At 50.8% G+C, this 18247-nt stretch carries 17 protein-coding genes; 15 read left to right on the top strand and 2 right to left on the bottom strand.

The genetic code is table 11. The features are described from left to right. Positions 1-128: 128 nt before the first annotated feature. The 3 genes from B5D58_RS03185 to B5D58_RS03175 all read left to right on the top strand — a co-directional run bounded on the left by B5D58_RS03185 (position 129) and on the right by B5D58_RS03175 (position 4826). A complete protein-coding gene (locus B5D58_RS03185; protein WP_234988980.1) occupies positions 129-3590 on the top strand; it encodes a TonB-dependent receptor domain-containing protein in 3462 nt (1153 codons plus the stop codon). A 13-nt stretch (positions 3591-3603) separates the two neighbouring features. Continuing rightward, positions 3604-4023, top strand: coding sequence for a hypothetical protein (locus B5D58_RS03180; RefSeq protein ID WP_011111875.1), 420 nt, complete (start codon positions 3604-3606; stop codon positions 4021-4023). Between the two features lie 62 nt (positions 4024-4085). Then, on the top strand, positions 4086-4826 hold the full coding sequence (locus tag B5D58_RS03175; RefSeq protein ID WP_050731255.1) for a Crp/Fnr family transcriptional regulator: 741 nt from the start codon (positions 4086-4088) through the stop codon (positions 4824-4826). Between the two features lie 23 nt (positions 4827-4849). On the opposite strand, the gene gshB is transcribed toward B5D58_RS03175, so the two are convergent. Both gshB and gshA read right to left on the bottom strand, forming a co-directional pair. Continuing rightward, on the bottom strand, positions 4850-5812 hold the full coding sequence (gene gshB / locus B5D58_RS03170) for a glutathione synthase (RefSeq protein ID WP_011111873.1): 963 nt from the start codon (positions 5810-5812) through the stop codon (positions 4850-4852). Then, positions 5812-7113: a glutamate--cysteine ligase gene (gene gshA, locus B5D58_RS03165; RefSeq protein WP_011111872.1), complete on the bottom strand. Its 1302-nt coding sequence runs from the start codon at positions 7111-7113 to the stop codon at positions 5812-5814. Before gshA ends, gshB begins: the two co-directional genes overlap by 1 nt. Positions 7114-7304: 191 nt before the next feature. Here gshA and rplU point away from each other — a divergent pair, with 191 nt between their 5' ends. From rplU to B5D58_RS03105, 12 genes are all read left to right on the top strand, one after another. Continuing rightward, a complete protein-coding gene (rplU, locus tag B5D58_RS03160) occupies positions 7305-7616 on the top strand; it encodes a 50S ribosomal protein L21 (RefSeq protein ID WP_011111871.1) in 312 nt (103 codons plus the stop codon). Between the two features lie 12 nt (positions 7617-7628). Beyond that, the gene (gene rpmA, locus B5D58_RS03155; protein WP_011111870.1) at positions 7629-7886 is read left to right on the top strand and encodes a 50S ribosomal protein L27; all 258 of its coding nucleotides are present in this window, start codon (positions 7629-7631) and stop codon (positions 7884-7886) included. A 131-nt stretch (positions 7887-8017) separates the two neighbouring features. Beyond that, positions 8018-9049: an Obg family GTPase CgtA gene (gene cgtA / locus B5D58_RS03150; RefSeq protein WP_011111869.1), complete on the top strand. Its 1032-nt coding sequence runs from the start codon at positions 8018-8020 to the stop codon at positions 9047-9049. Positions 9050-9054: 5 nt separating this feature from the next. After that, on the top strand, positions 9055-10176 hold the full coding sequence (gene proB / locus B5D58_RS03145; RefSeq protein ID WP_011111868.1) for a glutamate 5-kinase: 1122 nt from the start codon (positions 9055-9057) through the stop codon (positions 10174-10176). A gap of 47 nt (positions 10177-10223) precedes the next feature. Next, a complete protein-coding gene (locus tag B5D58_RS03140; protein ID WP_011111867.1) occupies positions 10224-11249 on the top strand; it encodes a YheT family hydrolase in 1026 nt (341 codons plus the stop codon). Positions 11250-11331: 82 nt separating this feature from the next. Then, positions 11332-12690: a phosphate regulon sensor histidine kinase PhoR gene (gene phoR / locus B5D58_RS03135; protein ID WP_011111866.1), complete on the top strand. Its 1359-nt coding sequence runs from the start codon at positions 11332-11334 to the stop codon at positions 12688-12690. 334 nt (positions 12691-13024) lie between these two features. Beyond that, a complete protein-coding gene (hfq, locus tag B5D58_RS03130; protein WP_011111865.1) occupies positions 13025-13279 on the top strand; it encodes an RNA chaperone Hfq in 255 nt (84 codons plus the stop codon). Further along, positions 13269-14459, top strand: a complete 1191-nt coding sequence (hflX, locus tag B5D58_RS03125; RefSeq protein ID WP_011111864.1) for a GTPase HflX — start codon at positions 13269-13271, stop codon at positions 14457-14459. The genes hfq and hflX overlap by 11 nt, the downstream gene beginning before the upstream one ends. 5 nt (positions 14460-14464) lie before the next feature. Next, complete coding sequence (gene hflK, locus B5D58_RS03120) at positions 14465-15655, top strand: FtsH protease activity modulator HflK (RefSeq protein ID WP_011111863.1); 1191 nt, start codon at positions 14465-14467, stop codon at positions 15653-15655. Next, positions 15655-16533, top strand: coding sequence for a protease modulator HflC (hflC, locus tag B5D58_RS03115; RefSeq protein WP_011111862.1), 879 nt, complete (start codon positions 15655-15657; stop codon positions 16531-16533). The genes hflK and hflC overlap by 1 nt, the downstream gene beginning before the upstream one ends. Positions 16534-16651: 118 nt before the next feature. Continuing rightward, positions 16652-16852 (top strand): DUF2065 domain-containing protein, encoded by a 201-nt coding sequence (locus B5D58_RS03110; protein ID WP_011111861.1) that lies wholly within the window; start codon positions 16652-16654, stop codon positions 16850-16852. A gap of 75 nt (positions 16853-16927) precedes the next feature. Next, a complete protein-coding gene (locus tag B5D58_RS03105; RefSeq protein WP_011111860.1) occupies positions 16928-18103 on the top strand; it encodes an ATP phosphoribosyltransferase regulatory subunit in 1176 nt (391 codons plus the stop codon). Positions 18104-18247: the final 144 nt, after the last annotated feature.

The following is an 18247-nucleotide window of genomic DNA, read 5'->3' as shown; positions in this document are numbered from 1 at the left end:
CTGTGTCAAAAATCACGTCGATACAGCACCTTACCGGTTAATCTGTAGCGATGTTATGCTGATGTATTGAAACCATATTCCGGCAATTTGTTATGATTGTCTGTTATCAACGGCGAAATGATAAATTTATGAAAAATGCGCAATGTACCGGGTGGATTCCTGCAACACTGAAATTACTTTACAGAGCTCTGCCGGGATTGTGCTTTTTCATGACGACTGGTGCTGTTTCGATTGCCTTTGCGGAGGAGGTATGCAACGCACCGGTAGCACGGATGGTTTCATTGCAGGGTGTGGTGGAATATCACCGGCCGGGAGATTCGGGCTGGCACATGGCTGCTTCCAACAGCACATTCTGTGCCGGTGACAGAGTGAGGGTGCGCGCCAACAGTCGTGCAGCGCTCCGGCTCAGTAACGAAAGCATGCTTCGGCTGAATCAGCGAACGGCAATTACTATCTCAGGCCCTGATGTCGAGCAGAATACTCTGCTGGATTTAATGAATGGCGTGATGCACATCATCACCCGCACGCCTAAACCCTTCAAAATCAGAACACCTGTGGTCAATGCCAGTGTCGATGGAACCGAATTTCTGGTGGATGCAGGCGGCGAGGATGACTCGTCTCCCAGCGTAACGATCGCGGTTTATGAAGGCCGGGTTAAGGCTGGTAGTGATCAGGATAATCTGATTCTGGCAAATCAGGAGGCTGCGGTTTTTCAGGAAAATCAGCCTGCCCGAAAGACCGTCATGGTGCACCCGCTCGATGCAGTGCAGTGGGCGTTGCACTATCCAATGCTGATTGATTTGTACTCCCGATCAGGTCATGAAAATCAGCAATCACCTGCGGTGCATCATGTAATCGAACAGTATCGGCAGGGCAAGCTGGCAGAAGCACTGGCTGAACTGGATCATCTGCTGGCCGAAGAATTGACGGTAGATGCTCTGATTCTTCGCTCCGAGCTGTTGCTGACCACCGGTCGGGTAAAGGAAGCCTTATCGGATCTGCAACGAACAGAGCAGCTTGAACCCGGTAACAGTGATGCACTGGCATTGCATGCAATGATATTCGTGGTACAGAATCGTAAGCAGGAAGCACTGGCACTGGCTGGACAGGCTGTCAGAAATAATCCGGCTTCATCTGCAGCAAAGCTGGCACTTTCTTATGCGCAGCAAGCGAATTTTCAGATCGAAACAGCCTTGGCCAGTGCGGAGGAGGCTGTCCGGCTCGATTCGCAAAATGCCCTGGCCTGGGCACGCCTGGCAGAATTGCAGATGTCTGCCGGGAAATCCGACCATGCGTTGCAGTCAGCCGAACGAGCTGTCAGCCTCGACCCTGATCTGAGCAGGACACAAACCGTTTTGGGTTTTGCCCATCTTCTGCAGATTGATACTCACCGGGCGCAGGTAGCTTTTGCCCGGGCGACCGTGCTCGATCAGGCTGATCCTATGCCCCGGTTGGGGATCGGGATTGCCCGGATACGTGAGAATAAACTCGAAGCCGGACGTATCGATATCGAAACGGCAGCCAGCCTGGATCCGGCGAATTCGCTGATCCGCAGTTATCTCGGGAAAGCCTATTTCGAAGAAAAGCGCTATCCGCTGGCCGGCACCCAGTTTGATCTGGCCAAAGCACGCGACCCGAACGATCCCACTCCCTGGTTGTACGATGCGATCCAGAAACAGACCCAGAACCGGCCAGTGGAAGCGTTGCGCGATGTCCAGAAATCAATTGAGCTGAACGATAATCGTGCGGTGTACCGTTCGCAACTGCTGCTGGATCAGGATCAGGCAGCGCGCGGTTCCAGCCTGGCACGGATTTATGACAATCTCGGGTTTGAAAAACGTGCTCTGATGGAAACGGCCAAGTCGCTGAGCTTTGATCCGGCCAGTCATTCCGCGCACCGGTTTCTGTCCGATGCTTATGCCAATGTTCCGCGCCACGAAATCGCGCGGGTGAGCGAACTGCTGCAGGCTCAACTGCTGCAGCCAGTCAACGTCAATCCGGTACAGCCCAGAATGGCGGTAGCTGACCTCAATCTCATTACCGGTACAGGCCCCTCAGCACCGGGGTTCAACGAATTCGCACCACTGATGGAGCGCAATAAGGCGCAACTGGTGGCCTCCGGTGTAGTTGGCAATCATGGTGCGCTGGGGGATGAAGTCGTTGTGTCCGGCGTGTATGACCGGGCTTCGGTCAGTGTGGGGCAGTTTCATTATCAGACCGATGGATTCCGGCCCAACAATGACCAGACGCATAATATCTATAATGCTTTCGTGCAGTATGCGGTTACACCGGATTTGAATGTTCAGGCAGAGTTGCGCCGGCGGGAAAAGAAGCACGGGGATTTGCTGATGGATTTTGATCCAAAGAAATTTTCCGAGGTAGCGCGCTTGAATCTCGAAGAAGATACGGCGCGTATAGGGGCGATGTACCGGATTTCACCTCGGCAGAATTTTCTATTCTCGACGATTTATACGCACCAGGATGCTGATGTAATAGAAGATCTGGGTAGTGATTTCCCGTTTTATGGGGATCAGCGCAGCCATGGTTACCAGGTTGAAGCACAACATATTCTTCGCAAGGATCGGGTGAATGTGATTACTGGTGGTGGTATTTACCGGACCAATCTGACGAATGATTTCAGAAAAAATACCGAACCGCTGATTTGTATGATGATGGGATGTGAGAAGTCCAAAGCGGATAAGGAACAGAATGTTGCGTATCTGTATTCGAATCTGAATATACTCAAAAATGTGATGGCCACGCTGGGTTTCAGTTATCAAGCCTATTCCAATGATGCTGGAGGAATCAATCGAAAAGTCAGTGAATTTGATCCCAAAATTGGACTGCAGGTAGATTTCCACAAAAATGTTCGTTTGCGTATGGCCTGGTTTGAAGCGCTGAAGCGGGATCTGATTGGTCAGGCGACAATCGAGCCGACCCAGATCGCCGGATTTAATCAATTCTATGATGAAATGACCGGAACGAAATCACGACATAAGGCAGTCGGGCTGGATATTCATTTTGCCAATGCCGTTTATGGCGGAGTGGAGGTATCCGAGCGTGATCTGGATGTGCCGGTAATTCCTGAGCTGGGTGTGTCGGACAGGGATTATTATTGGGATAAGCAGAAAGAACAATTACTCCGGGGCTATGTTTATGGCACGTTTCGCCCGAACTGGGTTGTTGCGATCGAACCTGAATACGAGAAATTCGATAGAAAGGAAAGATATGCAGATTTGCCTACGAATATTCATACATTGAGAGCGCCGATCAGTGTGAGCTATTTTGACCAGAATGGATTCTGGGCGAAGCTGACCGGCACTTATGTCATGCAGGATGTAAAATGGGCGCGATTTGACGAAGATACATGGCTTGGCTGGATTGAGAAGAAGGATTCCAATTTTTTTCTGCTGGATATGGTTGCAGGGTACAGATTGCCCAAACGCAAAGGATTGCTGAGTTTTGAAGTCAGAAATCTACTGAATAAACATTTCTACTACCGGAATCAGTATCTTTATCTGTCGGAGCCGGCTTTGCCCAGATATATACCTGAACGGACGTTGTTTGCCAGAATAACCTTGAACTTTTAACTTGGGAGATACGATGGGAACTCATGATCGGGAAGGATTACTGACCAGATACAGAATCAGTTTTCTTGTTAATATCATACTGTTGGTAATAATCCTGGCTTACCTGTTTAAATTAAGCCAGACGGGTATTCCGGTAAAGGTCGTATCCTATGAAAAACAGGATCTGACAGTTAAGAACCTGGAAACGCTAACCAGGAACGAATTGGATTCTGAAAGAACAGAGGGGGTGCTTGTCATCAAAAAGAAAGATGGTGAACAAGCTGATCTGGTTTTTTATGGTAAAGGGCTTGCAGGGATGACAGCCGGAGCGGGTTCAAGTATAAAAGAACTGATGCTGCAATTAGGGAGCGGCAGCACAGATGCCTATGCTGGAGATGATAACTGCAGGTCAGTATTGGTATTCCGCGGACAAGTTTACTGTATCCCCTGGTAATTTGCGGCAGGATCGTATGATCGAAGCTATTCGCGCAACAGGCCTCATAGGGAGTGGTGAGTATGAGTACTTATGCCAATGATTTTTACAATCAATCCAGAGAGGTAACCGGTACTCAACTGACAGTCATCAGAGAATTCAGGGATTTTTCCGCTTCAGATCTGGAGATGGTGGCGCAGCTTCTGCAAATGCAGCATTTTCTTGCTGGAGAAGAGATCGTTCGTTACCTCGATCATAGTGACAATGTGTTTTTTGTGCTTGAAGGTGGTGTGCGGATTCATTACTTCGGTTATTCCGGTGATGAAGTGATTCTGTGCGATTTATCGCAAGGGGAGTTTTTCGGTGAGCTGACGGCAATCGATGGTCAGCCGAGATCTGCTACGGTCGTTGCCCGATCTGATTCTTTGCTGGCGGTCATGTCAAACCAGGCGTTCATACGGCTGGTGCATGAGAGCCCGGTATTCTGCATGGCGATCATGCAGCGTCTGGCAGGCCAGGTGCGCCGTCTGACTGAACGGGTCTTCGATTTCAGTACGCTGGCGGTGCGTAATCGCATCCATGCAGAACTGCTGAGACTTGCAAGGCAGCACATGGATTCTCCGAATACGGCCATTATCAAGCCTGCCCCGACACATGCCGAGCTGGCGTGTTTTGTCAGCACCCACCGCGAAGCCGTTACCCGTGAATTGAGTGAACTTGCCAGGAACCGGCTGATTCAGCGGACGGGCCATGAATTGCGCGTGCTCGATGTCGAGAGATTGAGAAAAATGGTTGATCTGGCGCGCGGCCCGGTTGGAGATTAGCTGTTTAGTGCCGTGCGATATTTTTACCGGTTTTTCCTGGCAATGTTCTGTTCCAGCGCATCGATCATTAGTCCCGCAACGTTCGTTCCGGTCTGATCGGAGATTTCTCGCATGCCGGTCGGGCTGGTGACGTTTATTTCCGTCAGATGGTTGCCGATGACATCCAGCCCTACCAGCATCAGGCCACGCGCATAGAGTATCTGTCCCAGTTCTTCGGCAATTTCCCTGTCACGGGCTGATAGCGGTCGTGCCACACCCGTCCCGCCGGCTGCCAGGTTGCCGCGTGTTTCCCCCGGTTTTGGGATGCGTGCGAGTGCATAATCGACTGGTCTTCCCGCAATCAGCAATATGCGTTTGTCGCCTTCCCGGATTTCCGGCAGAAAGCGCTGTGCCATGATGGTGCGCGTACCGTAGCGTGTCAGTGTCTCGATGATGACGCCAATGTTATGGTCGGTATTCTGGATACGGAAAATACCGGCGCCTCCCATACCATCCAGGGGTTTTAGGATGATGTCCTCATGTTCGGCCAGAAACTCGAGAATCAGTTGTTCCTGGCTGGTTACCAGTGAGGGGGGCGTGAATCGGGGAAATTCGGTAATCGCCAGTTTTTCGTTGTGGTCACGAATTCCTCGCGGGCTGTTCACGACATAGGCACCCTGGCGTTCAGCCAGTTCGAGCAAGTAGGTGCTGTAGATATATTCGGTATCGAAAGGAGGGTCCTTTCGCATGAGCACAGCATCAAACCCGGACAGCGGAATTTCTTCGATGGCACCTTCTTCATACCAGCGGTGGTCACCTTCCGGCGGATCGAGGAGTGTCAGCGGTCGTGCGAAGCCGATGACCTGATGATCTTTCCACGCCAGATCATTCTGTTGCAGGGTATACAGCTGATGGTGACGGACTGCGGCCTCACGCATCATGGCGTAGCTCGAATCCTTGCCGATTTTGATACTGTCGAGCGGATCCAGGATGAAAGCCAGTTTCATCAGACTTCCGCCAATACAGGCAGGGGTGTTTGCAGATACCGTTCCAGCTCGATGGCTGAGGCAAGTAGTGCCAGTCTGGCGATGACACCATAAGTATAGAAACGATTGGGGGCGGCATCCGGCCGGGCAGTGGGGTCTGTCTGCATACAGGTGGTGTCAAAGGCCAGTGGTACGAAGTGCATGCCCGGTGCATTCAGGTTTTCATCGATCCCCCGGCCGGTATGTACCCGGTAGAATCCACCTACTACATGGCGATCGATCATGTAGATAACGGGTTCGGCTACAGCCTGATGGATACTTTCGAACGTGTGTACCCCTTCTTGTACCAGCACGTTCTTGACAACGAGTCCTTCCTTGATGGTTGCCATTTTGTTGCGCTGCTTGCGGTTGAGTTTATAGAGCTCGGCGCCGTCCTTGATACTCATGATACCCATGCCGTAAGTGCCCGAGTCTGCCTTGCAGATGACGAACGGTTTTTCACTGATCCCGTACTGGGCATATTTTTCTCTGATCAGATGCAGAATTTCGTTTACGCCGGCCGCGACACAATCCAGACCCTCTTTTTCATGAAAATCGACTTTTCCGCAAGAAATGAAATAAGGGTTGATGAGCCAGGGATCGATGCCTATCAGATCGGCGAAATCCTGCGCCACATTGTCATAGGCACTGAAATGCCAGGATTTGCGGCGAGTGGCCCAGCCTGCATGAAGGGGTGGAATGATGATCTGTTCCAGATTTTGCAGAATTTCAGGTATGCCGCCAGACAGGTCATTATTCAGAAGGATGGCACAGGGGTCGAAATCCCGGGTAAACAGTCTGTTTCCTTCACGCTGTACCGGTTCCAGCAACAGGGAATCACCATTGGGTAGCAGGACAGGCAGGGGTTGGTCAAGATCGGGCAGCAACGAGCCGATACGAATGTTCATTCCTGCCTGCTGCATGATGGATTGCAGCATGGCGATGTTCTGCAGATAAAAGACATTGCGGGTGTGGTTCTCCGGAATCAGGAGAACATTGTGTGCATTCGGACAGATTTTTTCGACAGCGATCATCATTGCCTGAATGCACAGCGGAATGAAAGTCGGGTTGAGGTTGTTGAATCCGCCGGGAAACAGATTGGTATCGACCGGTGCCAGTTTGAAACCGCTGTTGCGCAAATCTACCGAGCAGTAGAACGGCACGGTGTGATGCTGCCATTGTTTGCGGAACCAGTGCTCGATCGTCGGTTTGGCAGCCAGGATGCGTTTTTCCAGATCCAGGGTGGGTGCGTTCAGTGCATGGGTGAGGTGGGGTACCGGCATGAGATATCCGTAAACTTGGAAATAAACCGGCTGATTATAGCATTGACCAGGGCCAGCAGATTCTGTCTGCGGCAGGGCAGACTCGATCAAAGCCGGAGCGAATGTTTGACGAGTATGCCGTGTTACTTGAATTTATTACACAAAATCCGCGGATATCATTATAATGCGCGGTTCTAGGACGGGAGACGTATATGTACGCAGTAATCAAGACAGGTGGTAAACAGTACCGGGTTGAGGTCGGGAATAAGCTGAAGGTGGAAACGCTGCCCGCAGAAGTGGGAAGTGATATTCAACTGGACCAGGTTCTGATGATTGCGGATGGTGAAGCGATTTCTGCTGGCGCGCCATTACTCGATCAGGCAAAAGTCAGCGCGACTGTGGTCAGTCACGGGCGGCATGACAAGATACGCATATTCAAAATGCGTCGCCGCAAGCATTATCGGAAACAACAGGGACACCGACAGAATTATACTGAAATTCAGATTACCGGTATTTCTGCATAAGGAGATTGATTCATGGCACATAAGAAAGCGGGCGGCAGCTCCAGAAACGGGCGTGACTCTCATTCCAAACGGTTGGGTGTGAAGCGCTATGGTGGTGAAATCATCCGGGCGGGTGGAATCATCGTACGTCAGCGTGGCACGCAGTTCCATCCCGGTGATAATGTCGGGATCGGGCGTGACCATACCCTGTTTGCAAAAGTGGATGGTAAGATTGTCTTTGCTGTCAAAGGGCGGATGAACCGGAGAACAGTTGCAGTCATTCCCTCCTGATCGTCCGATCAGCCCGACCGTGCAAGTTGGAGAAAAGCCCCATTTTCTGAATGGGGCTTTTTACTTTGATTATAGTTTTTTACTGGAATAAATTCTCCGCCCGCAATTAAAATAATTGCTTCGGGGCACTCATGAAATTCATTGATGAGGTAAAAATACAGATCTCTGCGGGAGATGGCGGCAATGGTGTTGCCAGCTTTCGTCGTGAAAAATTTATTCCCAGAGGTGGACCGGACGGGGGAGATGGTGGTCACGGCGGCAGTATTTACGCACTGGCTGATCACAATCTCAATACGTTGATCGACTATCGTTTTACACCGGTTTTCCGGGCAAAACGGGGAGAAAACGGGCGCGGCTCCGATTGCTATGGTAAAGGAGCGGAAGATATCGTGCTGCGTATGCCGGTAGGTACGATCATTACCAACGATCTGACGGGTGAACTCGTTGCCGATCTTGAACACGACCAGCAGAAAGTGCTGCTGGCCAAAGGCGGAAGAGGCGGACTGGGTAATCTCCATTTCAAGTCCAGTACCAACCGTGCTCCCCGGCAATTTACCCATGGTGAAGCAGGAGAGCAGTTCGAGCTCAGGCTGGAGCTCCGGGTGCTGGCAGACGTCGGGCTGCTGGGGTTGCCCAATGCCGGTAAATCCACCCTGATTCGCGCTGTTTCTGCGGCACGTCCAAAAGTGGCCGACTATCCCTTTACCACGCTTTATCCCAATCTGGGGGTAGTGCGGGTCGATGCCGGGCACAGTTTCGTGATGGCGGATATTCCAGGCCTGATCGAAGGTGCGGCAGAAGGAGCCGGTCTCGGTCACCGATTTCTCAAGCACCTCGGCCGTACCCGCCTGCTGCTGCATGTGATCGATGTGGCTCCTTTTGACGAGAATGTCGATATCGTTCATTCGGCCAGAGCGCTGGTGGATGAGCTGCGCAAATTTGATGAAACACTTTATCGTAAACCCCGCTGGCTGGTATTCAACAAGGTGGATATGCTCCCCGAAGATGAGCAGCAGGCTGTTTGCACACGTTTGCTGCAGGCAATGAACTGGCAGGAGCGCTGGTTTGCTATTTCTGCGCTGACCGGGAGGGGGTGCCAGGCATTGATTTATGCCATCATGGGGCATCTGCAACAGTTACAGTCTGATAGCGAAGAAACCTGATTTTTATGACGCAATCGATTCTGCAATCCGCCCGCCGGATAGTCGTAAAAGTTGGCAGCAGCCTGGTGACGAATGAAGGACACGGTCTTGATCGCTGTGCACTGGGAGGCTGGGCCGGACAGATTTCCCGGCTCAGACAGATGGGCAAGGAAGTCGTGCTGGTTTCATCCGGCGCCGTTGCCGAGGGTATGCAGCGTCTGGGCTGGAAAATGCGTCCTGCGGCGCTTTATGAGCTGCAGGCTGCCGCGGCAGTGGGGCAGATGGGGCTTGCCCAGGCCTATGCCGATTGTTTCAGTGAATACGAATTACAGACGGCTCAGATTCTGCTGACGCATGATGATCTGTCGAGTCGTAAACGCTATCTGAATGCCCGTTCGACCATTCTTACGCTGCTGAATCTGGGTATCATTCCGGTCATCAATGAGAACGATACTGTGGTTTCCGATGAAATCCGGTTTGGTGACAACGATAATCTGGCTGCACTGGTTGCCAATCTGATCGAAGCCGAAGTGCTGGTGATCCTGACTGACCAGGAAGGTCTTTTTACCGGCGATCCGCGCAAAAATACCGATGCCAGACTGATCCCGGAAGTCAGCGTCAGCGATCCGGATATCGAAGTCATGGCCGGTGGGGCGGGCAGCAGCATCGGACGCGGTGGTATGCAAAGCAAGGTAATGGCTGCCAGGCGTGCTGCTCGCAGCGGTGCGCATACGGTGATCGCTTCAGGCAGGGCGAAGGATGTGCTGGTTCGTCTGGCAGGTGGAGAGGCTATCGGAACCATTCTGCTGGCGGATATGCCAGTGAAGGTGGCGCGCAAGTTGTGGCTGGCCGATCATCTCCAGGTACGGGGGAGTGTAGTGCTGGACGATGGGGCCAGCAGAGCATTGCTGTCTGGAGGTAAAAGTCTGCTGCCCATCGGGGTGGTGGAGATAAAGGGTGAATTTGAACGTGGAGAAGCCATATCCTGCCTCGATGCCAGCGGCCGTGAAATCGCTCGTGGCCTGATCAATTACGATGCTCGTGAATCACGCAAGATCATGCGTCGTCCTACCAGCCAGATTGAAGCTGTGCTGGGTTATGTGGATGAATATGAACTTATTCACAGAGATAACCTGGTTATTCTGTAACGATCTGGCCGGCTGGATTCACCTGAAAAGGTTTTATATTATCTGCAATGACTGACCCTTTTTTTCTGTCCGATTCCGGATTGCTCGAATCTTATCGTGCTCCCAAATGGCTGCCGGGCGGTAACGCGCAAACCATTTTTCCTTACTTTATCAATCTGAGTCCGATTATCAGCTACCGGCGCGAGCGCTGGGAAATGGATGATGGAGATTTCATCGATATCGACTGGCTGGATGGTGAATCGGATAAACCGCTGGTCATCATGCTACATGGTCTGGAAGGCAGTTCGCAAAGTCATTACGCACTGAGCCTGATGAATCTCCTGCAGATGTTGCGCTGGCGCGGTGCCGTCGTTCATTTTCGTGGCTGTTCCGGATATTCCAATCGCCTTCCGCGTGCTTACCATGCCGGTGATTCGATGGAAATCGATCGTATGCTGCGGCACATAGCGCATCGGAACGATTCACATGAATGGAATACCCCCTGTTATGTTGTGGGTGTTTCTCTCGGAGGCAATGCACTGCTGAAATGGCTGGGTGAGCAGGGCGCACAAGCAGCCAGGCAGATTGCAGGGGTCGTTGCAGTTTCGGTTCCACTCGATCTGGCAGCTGCAGGCAAGGTACTCGATTCCGGTTTCAACCGGGTTTACACCCATCATTTTCTGACTACCCTCAAACGCAAGGCACTGGAGAAAAACAGACAATTTCCCGGCTTGCTGAATGCCAGAGCCGTTGCAGCCTGTCGCTCATTGTATGAATTTGATAATCTGGTGACGGCACCGCTGCATGGTTTTCGGGATACGGACGATTACTGGCGCCAGTCCAGCAGCAAACCATGGCTTGGATCGGTTCAGGTACCGACATTACTGATCAATGCGCGTAACGACCCGTTCCTGCCCGAGAGCGTGTTGCCGCAAAAATCCGAGGTTTCTTCCTTCGTTTCACTGGAATTTCCACAGCAGGGAGGACATGTTGGTTTCATACAAGGTACTTTTCCGGGAAAACTGGATTGGCTGCCACAACGTATCATAGAATTTTTTTCATCGTTATGTGGCCTGGATGCTATTCCGGGATGAAGAATGAGCCCGAAAAAACAGATACCACCATGGTTGAGCAGAATAATCAGGGAAATCGATTCCACTACTGCTCCATAACCATATGAACTCCTTCTGGTTGAGCCTTGCTCCTGTTTTATGGCTGACTATCATTGCCATACCGGTGGGGATACTGTTCAATGCTGCAATCGTATTCGGCCTGTACAGCATCATTCTGTTAGGGATCGTCATTTACCATATTCATACGTTGTATTGTCTGGAACAATGGCTGCATCATTCGGATCTTTCCTACGCGACGGTACCTGACAGATCAGGCTTATGGGGTGTGGTATTCGCCAGGCTGGCACGCTTCGTGCGGCGTCATGACAAGGAGCGCCTGGGATTGAATACTTCCCTGGAACGATTGCAGCGCGCGACATCTGCACTGCCGGAAGGTATTGTCATTCTGGGTGACAAGGATCAGATCGAGTGGTGCAATTCAGCCGCCGAGCGGCATCTGGGCCTCAATCTCGAAATGGATGCCGGCCAGCACATTACCCGTATGGTGCGCCAGGTGAGGTTCGTGGCCTATCTCGACATGGGAGATTTCAGTAAACCCTTTTTACTCAATCAGTCACGCTTGCGTGATGTCCTGCTCTCCATCCAGATCGTGCCTTATGGTGACAGGGAAAAACTGCTGATCAGCCAGGATGTGACGCGTTTTGAGAAAATTGAAATCATGCGGCGGGATTTCGTTGCCAATGTCTCGCATGAATTGCGTACACCCCTGACAGTGATTGGCGGGTTCCTTGAAACACTGCTGGAAGAAAATAAAATATCCGGCGAAATGGAGAAAAATGCACTGCGGCTGATGTCCGACCAGGCCATCCGCATGCGTCGCCTGGTAGAGGATTTGCTGACGTTGTCCCGGCTGGAGAACGCCGGAAACAACCTGACAGAAGAACAGGTGGATGTCGTCAAACTGTTGCAGGGACTTTACCAGGAAGCCCAGTCACTGAGTGCAGGGCGTCATGTCATTTCTCTCAATCTTGCCAGTCATGCCATGTTGCTCGGCAGTGAAGATGAACTGCGCAGCGCATTTGAGAATCTGATCAGTAATGCTGTGCGATATACCCCGGAGAGCGGGATAATTTCCCTGAATTGGGTAGTGGAAAATGGAAAAGGGTTGTTTTACGTCCAGGACAGCGGGATCGGCATCGAGCCAAATCATATTCCCCGGTTGACGGAACGTTTTTATCGGGTGGATCGCAGCCGTTCCCGTGAAACCGGCGGAACCGGTCTCGGTCTTGCCATAGTCAAGCATGTTCTGAATCGTCATCAGGCGAGTATGGAAATTACCAGCCAGCCTGGAGCGGGAAGCATTTTCAGGATATGGTTTCCGAGTAATCGTGTGCTACCGGCCGAAACCGCGCCAGTGATCAGCTCTTCTCCAGAACATACGAAACAGAATTCTGCTGCCTGAGAGCTTTGTATCAGTAAAGCAGGATGATATTTCATGCTGTCGGCTACCGTTCTGGTTTTTTCTGCGATTTCCTTTTTCAGGTAAATCAAAAATACTGTATCGCGTAGACGGCGAGATACACCGTGTTAGACTTATGGTTTTGCGCGACTTATACTTTAGTAACATCAAAATACCCGGGATGAGTTTTTATGAATTTTTGATTTCTTTCTGTCGATCTGATGATGCAGTCAGATTCTCGGATCATGACAAAAATACTGCCGGAAACGGCCGACCAACCCAGAAGGGTATTTATTCTTATCAGATAACTAAAAAAATTCACCAGGGAGGATGAACAATGGGCGTCAAAGGGCAGTTACTGCAGGATCCTTTTCTGAATATCTTGCGCAAGGAGCGTATTCCGGTTTCCATTTATCTGGTCAACGGCATCAAGTTACAAGGTCAAATTGATTCCTTTGATCAGTATGTCGTTCTGTTGAAAAATTCTGTCACGCAGATGGTTTATAAACATGCCATCTCCACCATAGTTCCGGCCAAAGCTATTTCAATTCCGATACCTGCCGACACCCAGACTGAGCAAGATGAGCCATGATGTTGCTACTGGAACGGTGGCTGATAACACCGCGATATTAGTAGACATCGATTTTGGTGAAGGAGATAAAGAAAGCCTGGAAGAGCTGCGGGAGCTTGCTCGCAGCGATCGGCTCTCGGTGGTCGCTGTAGTTGAAGGGACGCGGAAGCAACCTGACCCTGCCACCTTTATCGGCAAGGGCAAGGCAGAGGAAATCAGCCAGATTCTGGCGCAGACACACGCTGCAATGGTGATATTCAACCATGAGCTGTCTCCGGTACAGCAACGAAATCTTTCCATGGTGCTGGCTTGCCGCATCATAGATCGTACCAGTCTGATTCTGGATATTTTCGCGCAACGTGCCAAAAGTCATGAAGGTAAACTGCAGGTCGAACTGGCCCAGCTGGAATACCTTTCAACACGACTGGTGAGAGGATGGACTCACCTCGAACGTCAGAAGGGTGGTATCGGTCTGCGCGGGCCGGGTGAAACGCAGCTGGAGACGGATCGTCGTTTGCTGGCGAAGCGCGTAAAACTTTTGAAAGAGAAGCTGACCAAGCTCAAACGGCAGCGTGAGGTACGGCGGCGTGCGAGAAAGCGTGCAGAAATCCTGTCCGTTTCCATAGTAGGGTATACCAATGCCGGTAAATCGACCTTGTTCAATCGGCTGGTACGAACGGATACATATGCTGCCGACAAGTTGTTCGCTACGCTGGACACGACTACCCGGAGGCTGACACTTCCCGGACGCGGGACGATAGTAATTTCCGATACAGTTGGATTTATCCGCGAATTACCCCATACGCTCGTTGCGGCATTCCGTGCCACACTGGAAGAAACCATACAAGCTGATTTGCTTCTGCATGTAGTCGATGCCTCCAGTTCCAATCGGGATGCGCAGATCAGCGAAGTCAATAAATTATTGCGAGAAATTGGTGCCGATACGATACCGCAGATTCTGATTCTGAATAAAATTGATCTTCTCGAACAGTATCCGTCCGGGAATTACATGCGTGATGAGTATGGTAGAATCAAAAGCATTCATCTCAGCGCGAGGACAGGAGCGGGTTTTAGTTATCTGTACGACGCACTGGCAGAGGTGTTTGACCAGAATTTGAAGAGGTTAGAGCAACATTCAGCAACACCTGAAAGCATGAACGACAATGTCCGTGCCACTTTTATAAATAATGAGAAGGACTAAATCACATGGGCTTGAATGATCCGCAGTGGGGAAAAAGAAGAGGCAACTCAGGGCCTCCTGACCTTGAAGACATTATGCGTAACTTTAACCAGAAAATAAGTGAAATTTTCGGCAAAAAGGGAGGGGGTAACGATGATGAAGACTCTGGCGGGGGAAGCCCTAATCTTCCCAGCGGCAGGGGGTTTGTAGCAATCGTCGCTTTGCTTGCTCTGGCATGGATAGGAAGTGGTTTTTACATTGTCGATGAAGGTCAGCGCGGTGTGGTACTGCGTTTCGGTAAACATGTGGAAACGACCATGCCGGGATTGCGCTGGCATATTCCTTCGCCTGTCGAAGCTGTCGAGTCTGTCAATATTGGTCAGGTACGCACGGTGGAAATCGGCTATCGTAATAATGTTCGCAGCAAGGTACTCAAGGAATCGCTGATACTTACGGATGATGAAAATATCGTCGATATCCAGTTTGCCGTGCAGTACATTCTGAACAGTCCCGAGAATTTCCTCTTCAATAACCGTGATCCGGAAAGTACCGTCTTGCAGGTGGCAGAAACAGCCATCCGGCAAGTCATTGGTACCAGCAAAATGGACTTTGTCCTGTACGAAGGGCGTGAAGAGGTAACAGCCAAAACGACCGAGCTGATGCAGGAAATTCTCGACCGTTATCAGATCGGTATTTCCATCAACCGGGTAACGATGCAGAATGCGCAGCCGCCTGAGCAGGTACAGGCCGCTTTTGATGATGCCGTCAAGGCAGGTCAGGATCGTGAACGGCAAAGAAACGAAGGCCAGGCTTATGCAAATGATGTGATACCGAGAGCAAGAGGGGGAGCCGCACGTTTGCTGGAGGAAGCTCAGGGGTATAAGCAAAGGGTAGTTGCCGCTGCAGAGGGGGATGCCAGCCGCTTTACGCAGGTGCAGACAGAATATGCCAAAGCACCCGAGGTCACACGGGAACGTATGTATTTCGATACGATCCAGCAAGTTTTATCCAGTACCAGCAAAATCCTGATCGATCAGGAAAAAGGCGGGAGCAATCTGCTTTATCTGCCACTGGACAAGCTGATTCAGGCTGATTCCAGTGCGACGAGATCTTCAGTTGCAGCGGCCAGATCACAAAATGAATCCCAGGAATTTTCCTCAGATGTCGGCTCACGTTCGCGTGAGTCTTTTCGTAGTCGTGAACGGGAGATGAGATAATGAAAGCAGTTTCATCTGTATTTGGCGGGCTTCTGCTGGTGCTGGCGGTATTGGGCAGTTCTGCTGTCTATATTGTTGACGAACGTGAGCAGGCATTACTGTTCCAGCTGGGGGAGGTCGTGGGAGTCAAAACTTCTCCGGGTGTCTATTTCAAGATACCTGTCGCCCAGAATGTTCGTTTTTTCGATTCTCGTATTCTGACGATGGATTCAGAGGAACCCGAACGCTTCATCACATCGGAAAAGAAAAACGTTCTGGTGGATTTGTTCGTTAAATGGCGCATCGTGGATGTCAAACAATACTATGTCAGTGTTCGCGGAGATGAGACATTGGCACAGACTCGCCTTGCACAGACCATCAATTCCAGCATGCGTGATGAATTCGGTAACCGGACCGTGCACGATGTGGTTTCTGGAGAACGTGACAAGATCATGGAGATCATGCGTCAGAAAGCTAATGCGGATGCCAGAAAGATTGGTGTGGAAGTCGTGGATGTGCGGCTCAAGCGCGTAGATTTGCCCCAGGAAGTCAGTGAATCCGTTTATCGCAGAATGGAAGCGGAACGTAAACGGGTGGCAAACGAGCTGCGTTCGACCGGTGCTGCCGAAGCGGAAAAAATCCGTGCTGATGCTGATCGCCAGCATGAAGTGATTCTGGCGGAAGCCTATAGCGAAGCTCAGAAAATCATGGGGGATGGTGATGCCCAGGCAACGGCAATTTATGCCGATGCTTTCCAGAAGGATGCGAAATTCTATGAATTTTACCGGAGTCTGGAGGCGTATCGAAAATCCTTCAAAAGCAAGGAGGATATTCTCGTCCTGGAACCTAATTCGGAGTTTTTCAAATATATGAAAACCCCGTTAGATCGTAAAAAATAGAGATTTGAACCTGATATGCGGCCTCTTAAACTGGATTGCGAAACTGAAAACCGGCGTTCTGGAGAATATTGGTTGGCAGGTTTAAGTGGCAGCGTATCAGGAAACGTTTCATTAATCGATGTTCAAGACTGATATGTGGGATACCTTTCTGCAAGCAATTGCACTGATGCTGATACTGGAAGGTATCTTTCCTTTTTCATTTCCTGGTGCCTGGCGTGAAACCTTTCTCAAACTCATGCAACTGGAAGACAGCCAGATAAGGTTCGTGGGCCTCAGTACCATGCTGGTCGGCCTGGTTATCCTCTTTCTGGTCAACTGATCGATCTTTCCTCTGATAATTTTGATTGTTCCTGCTATCGATCCGGATATGACTCATTCCGGTCAATGTTGAAAAATGCGCAACTGGCTGCTTCCTGAATATATTGAAGATGTATTGCCGCGTGATGCTTATCGTATAGAGAAGATCCGCCGTCTTATCATGGACATGTTGTTTGCCCACGGGTATCAGTTTGTCATGCCGCCCCTGCTGGAATATGTGGAATCCTTGCTGGCCGGGAGCGGAAGCGGTATGAATCTGCGTATGTTCAAGGTCGTCGATCAGCTCAGCGGCAGAATGATGGGATTGCGCGCGGATATGACTCCGCAGGCAGCCCGGATCGATGCTCATTTACTGAATATCAGTGGCGTGACGCGGCTTTGTTATGCCAGCAGCGTGGTCCATACGGTACCGGATGAAATTACCCGCACACGTGAGCCATTCCAGGTGGGTGCCGAATTGTACGGACATTCCGGTATCGAGAGTGATCTTGAAATCCAGTGTTTGTTACTGGAGTGTCTGTCAGTTTCAGGCATTCATTCGATTCATCTCGATCTTGGGCATATCAGGGTTTTTCGCAGCCTGATTCGTGATTCAGGCATCAAGCCCGAGTTCGAAATGGAGCTTTATGCTGCATTGTGGGCCAAGGATATTAGCTCCCTGAAGGAACTGGTACGTACAGGCTTGAATAAACGTCTGACCAGATCGGTGCAAAATGCTTTGCTGTTGTTACCGGAGCTGTATGGGGACGGTACCGTGCTTCTGAGTGCGCGTCAGCATTTGCCGGATTTCCCGGAAATCGGTGAGGCACTGGATCAACTGGAACATGTTGCCAGAATACTGCAACCTTATGTCGACCGGATAACGTTTGATCTGGCTGATTTGCGGGGCTACCACTATCATACGGGTATGGTTTTCGCCGTTTATACACCGGGATGTCCTGCGCCCATCGCCCTGGGAGGACGCTATGATGAAATCGGCAAATCGTTTGGCAGAGCGAGGCCGGCAACCGGATTCAGTCTCGACTTGAAACAGTTGTCGCAGCTGACGGATATGAATGGTTATCCTTCGGGAATACTGGCGCCATGGAAGCCGGAAGATGAGAAACTGGCAGCAATGGTTCGGCAATTACGTGCTGAAGGGCATATCGTGGTGACTGAGCTGCCGGGAGAAGAAAATCAGGAAGTAACAGGTTGCGACAGGAAACTCGTTTTCCGTAATGGTAACTGGGAAATCGATCCGGTTACAGGATAAACGACGCTGGAGGAGAACGGTTTTGCCTGCAGATGGGGCGGCTGTACTGAGGTAGGGAAGCGGGGAGTCTTGATACCCGTCAACCAGAGGAAGTGTAAGTTTATCGGATTCAGTCAACTGCCTGTTTTAAAAGAAGCAGGCTGG

This window comes from Nitrosomonas europaea, from assembly GCF_900167395.1.
Taxonomy (GTDB): Bacteria; Pseudomonadota; Gammaproteobacteria; order Burkholderiales; family Nitrosomonadaceae; genus Nitrosomonas; species Nitrosomonas europaea.
Note: the sequence above shows the minus strand (reverse complement) of the source record. Positions and strands in the feature narration are given on the sequence as shown.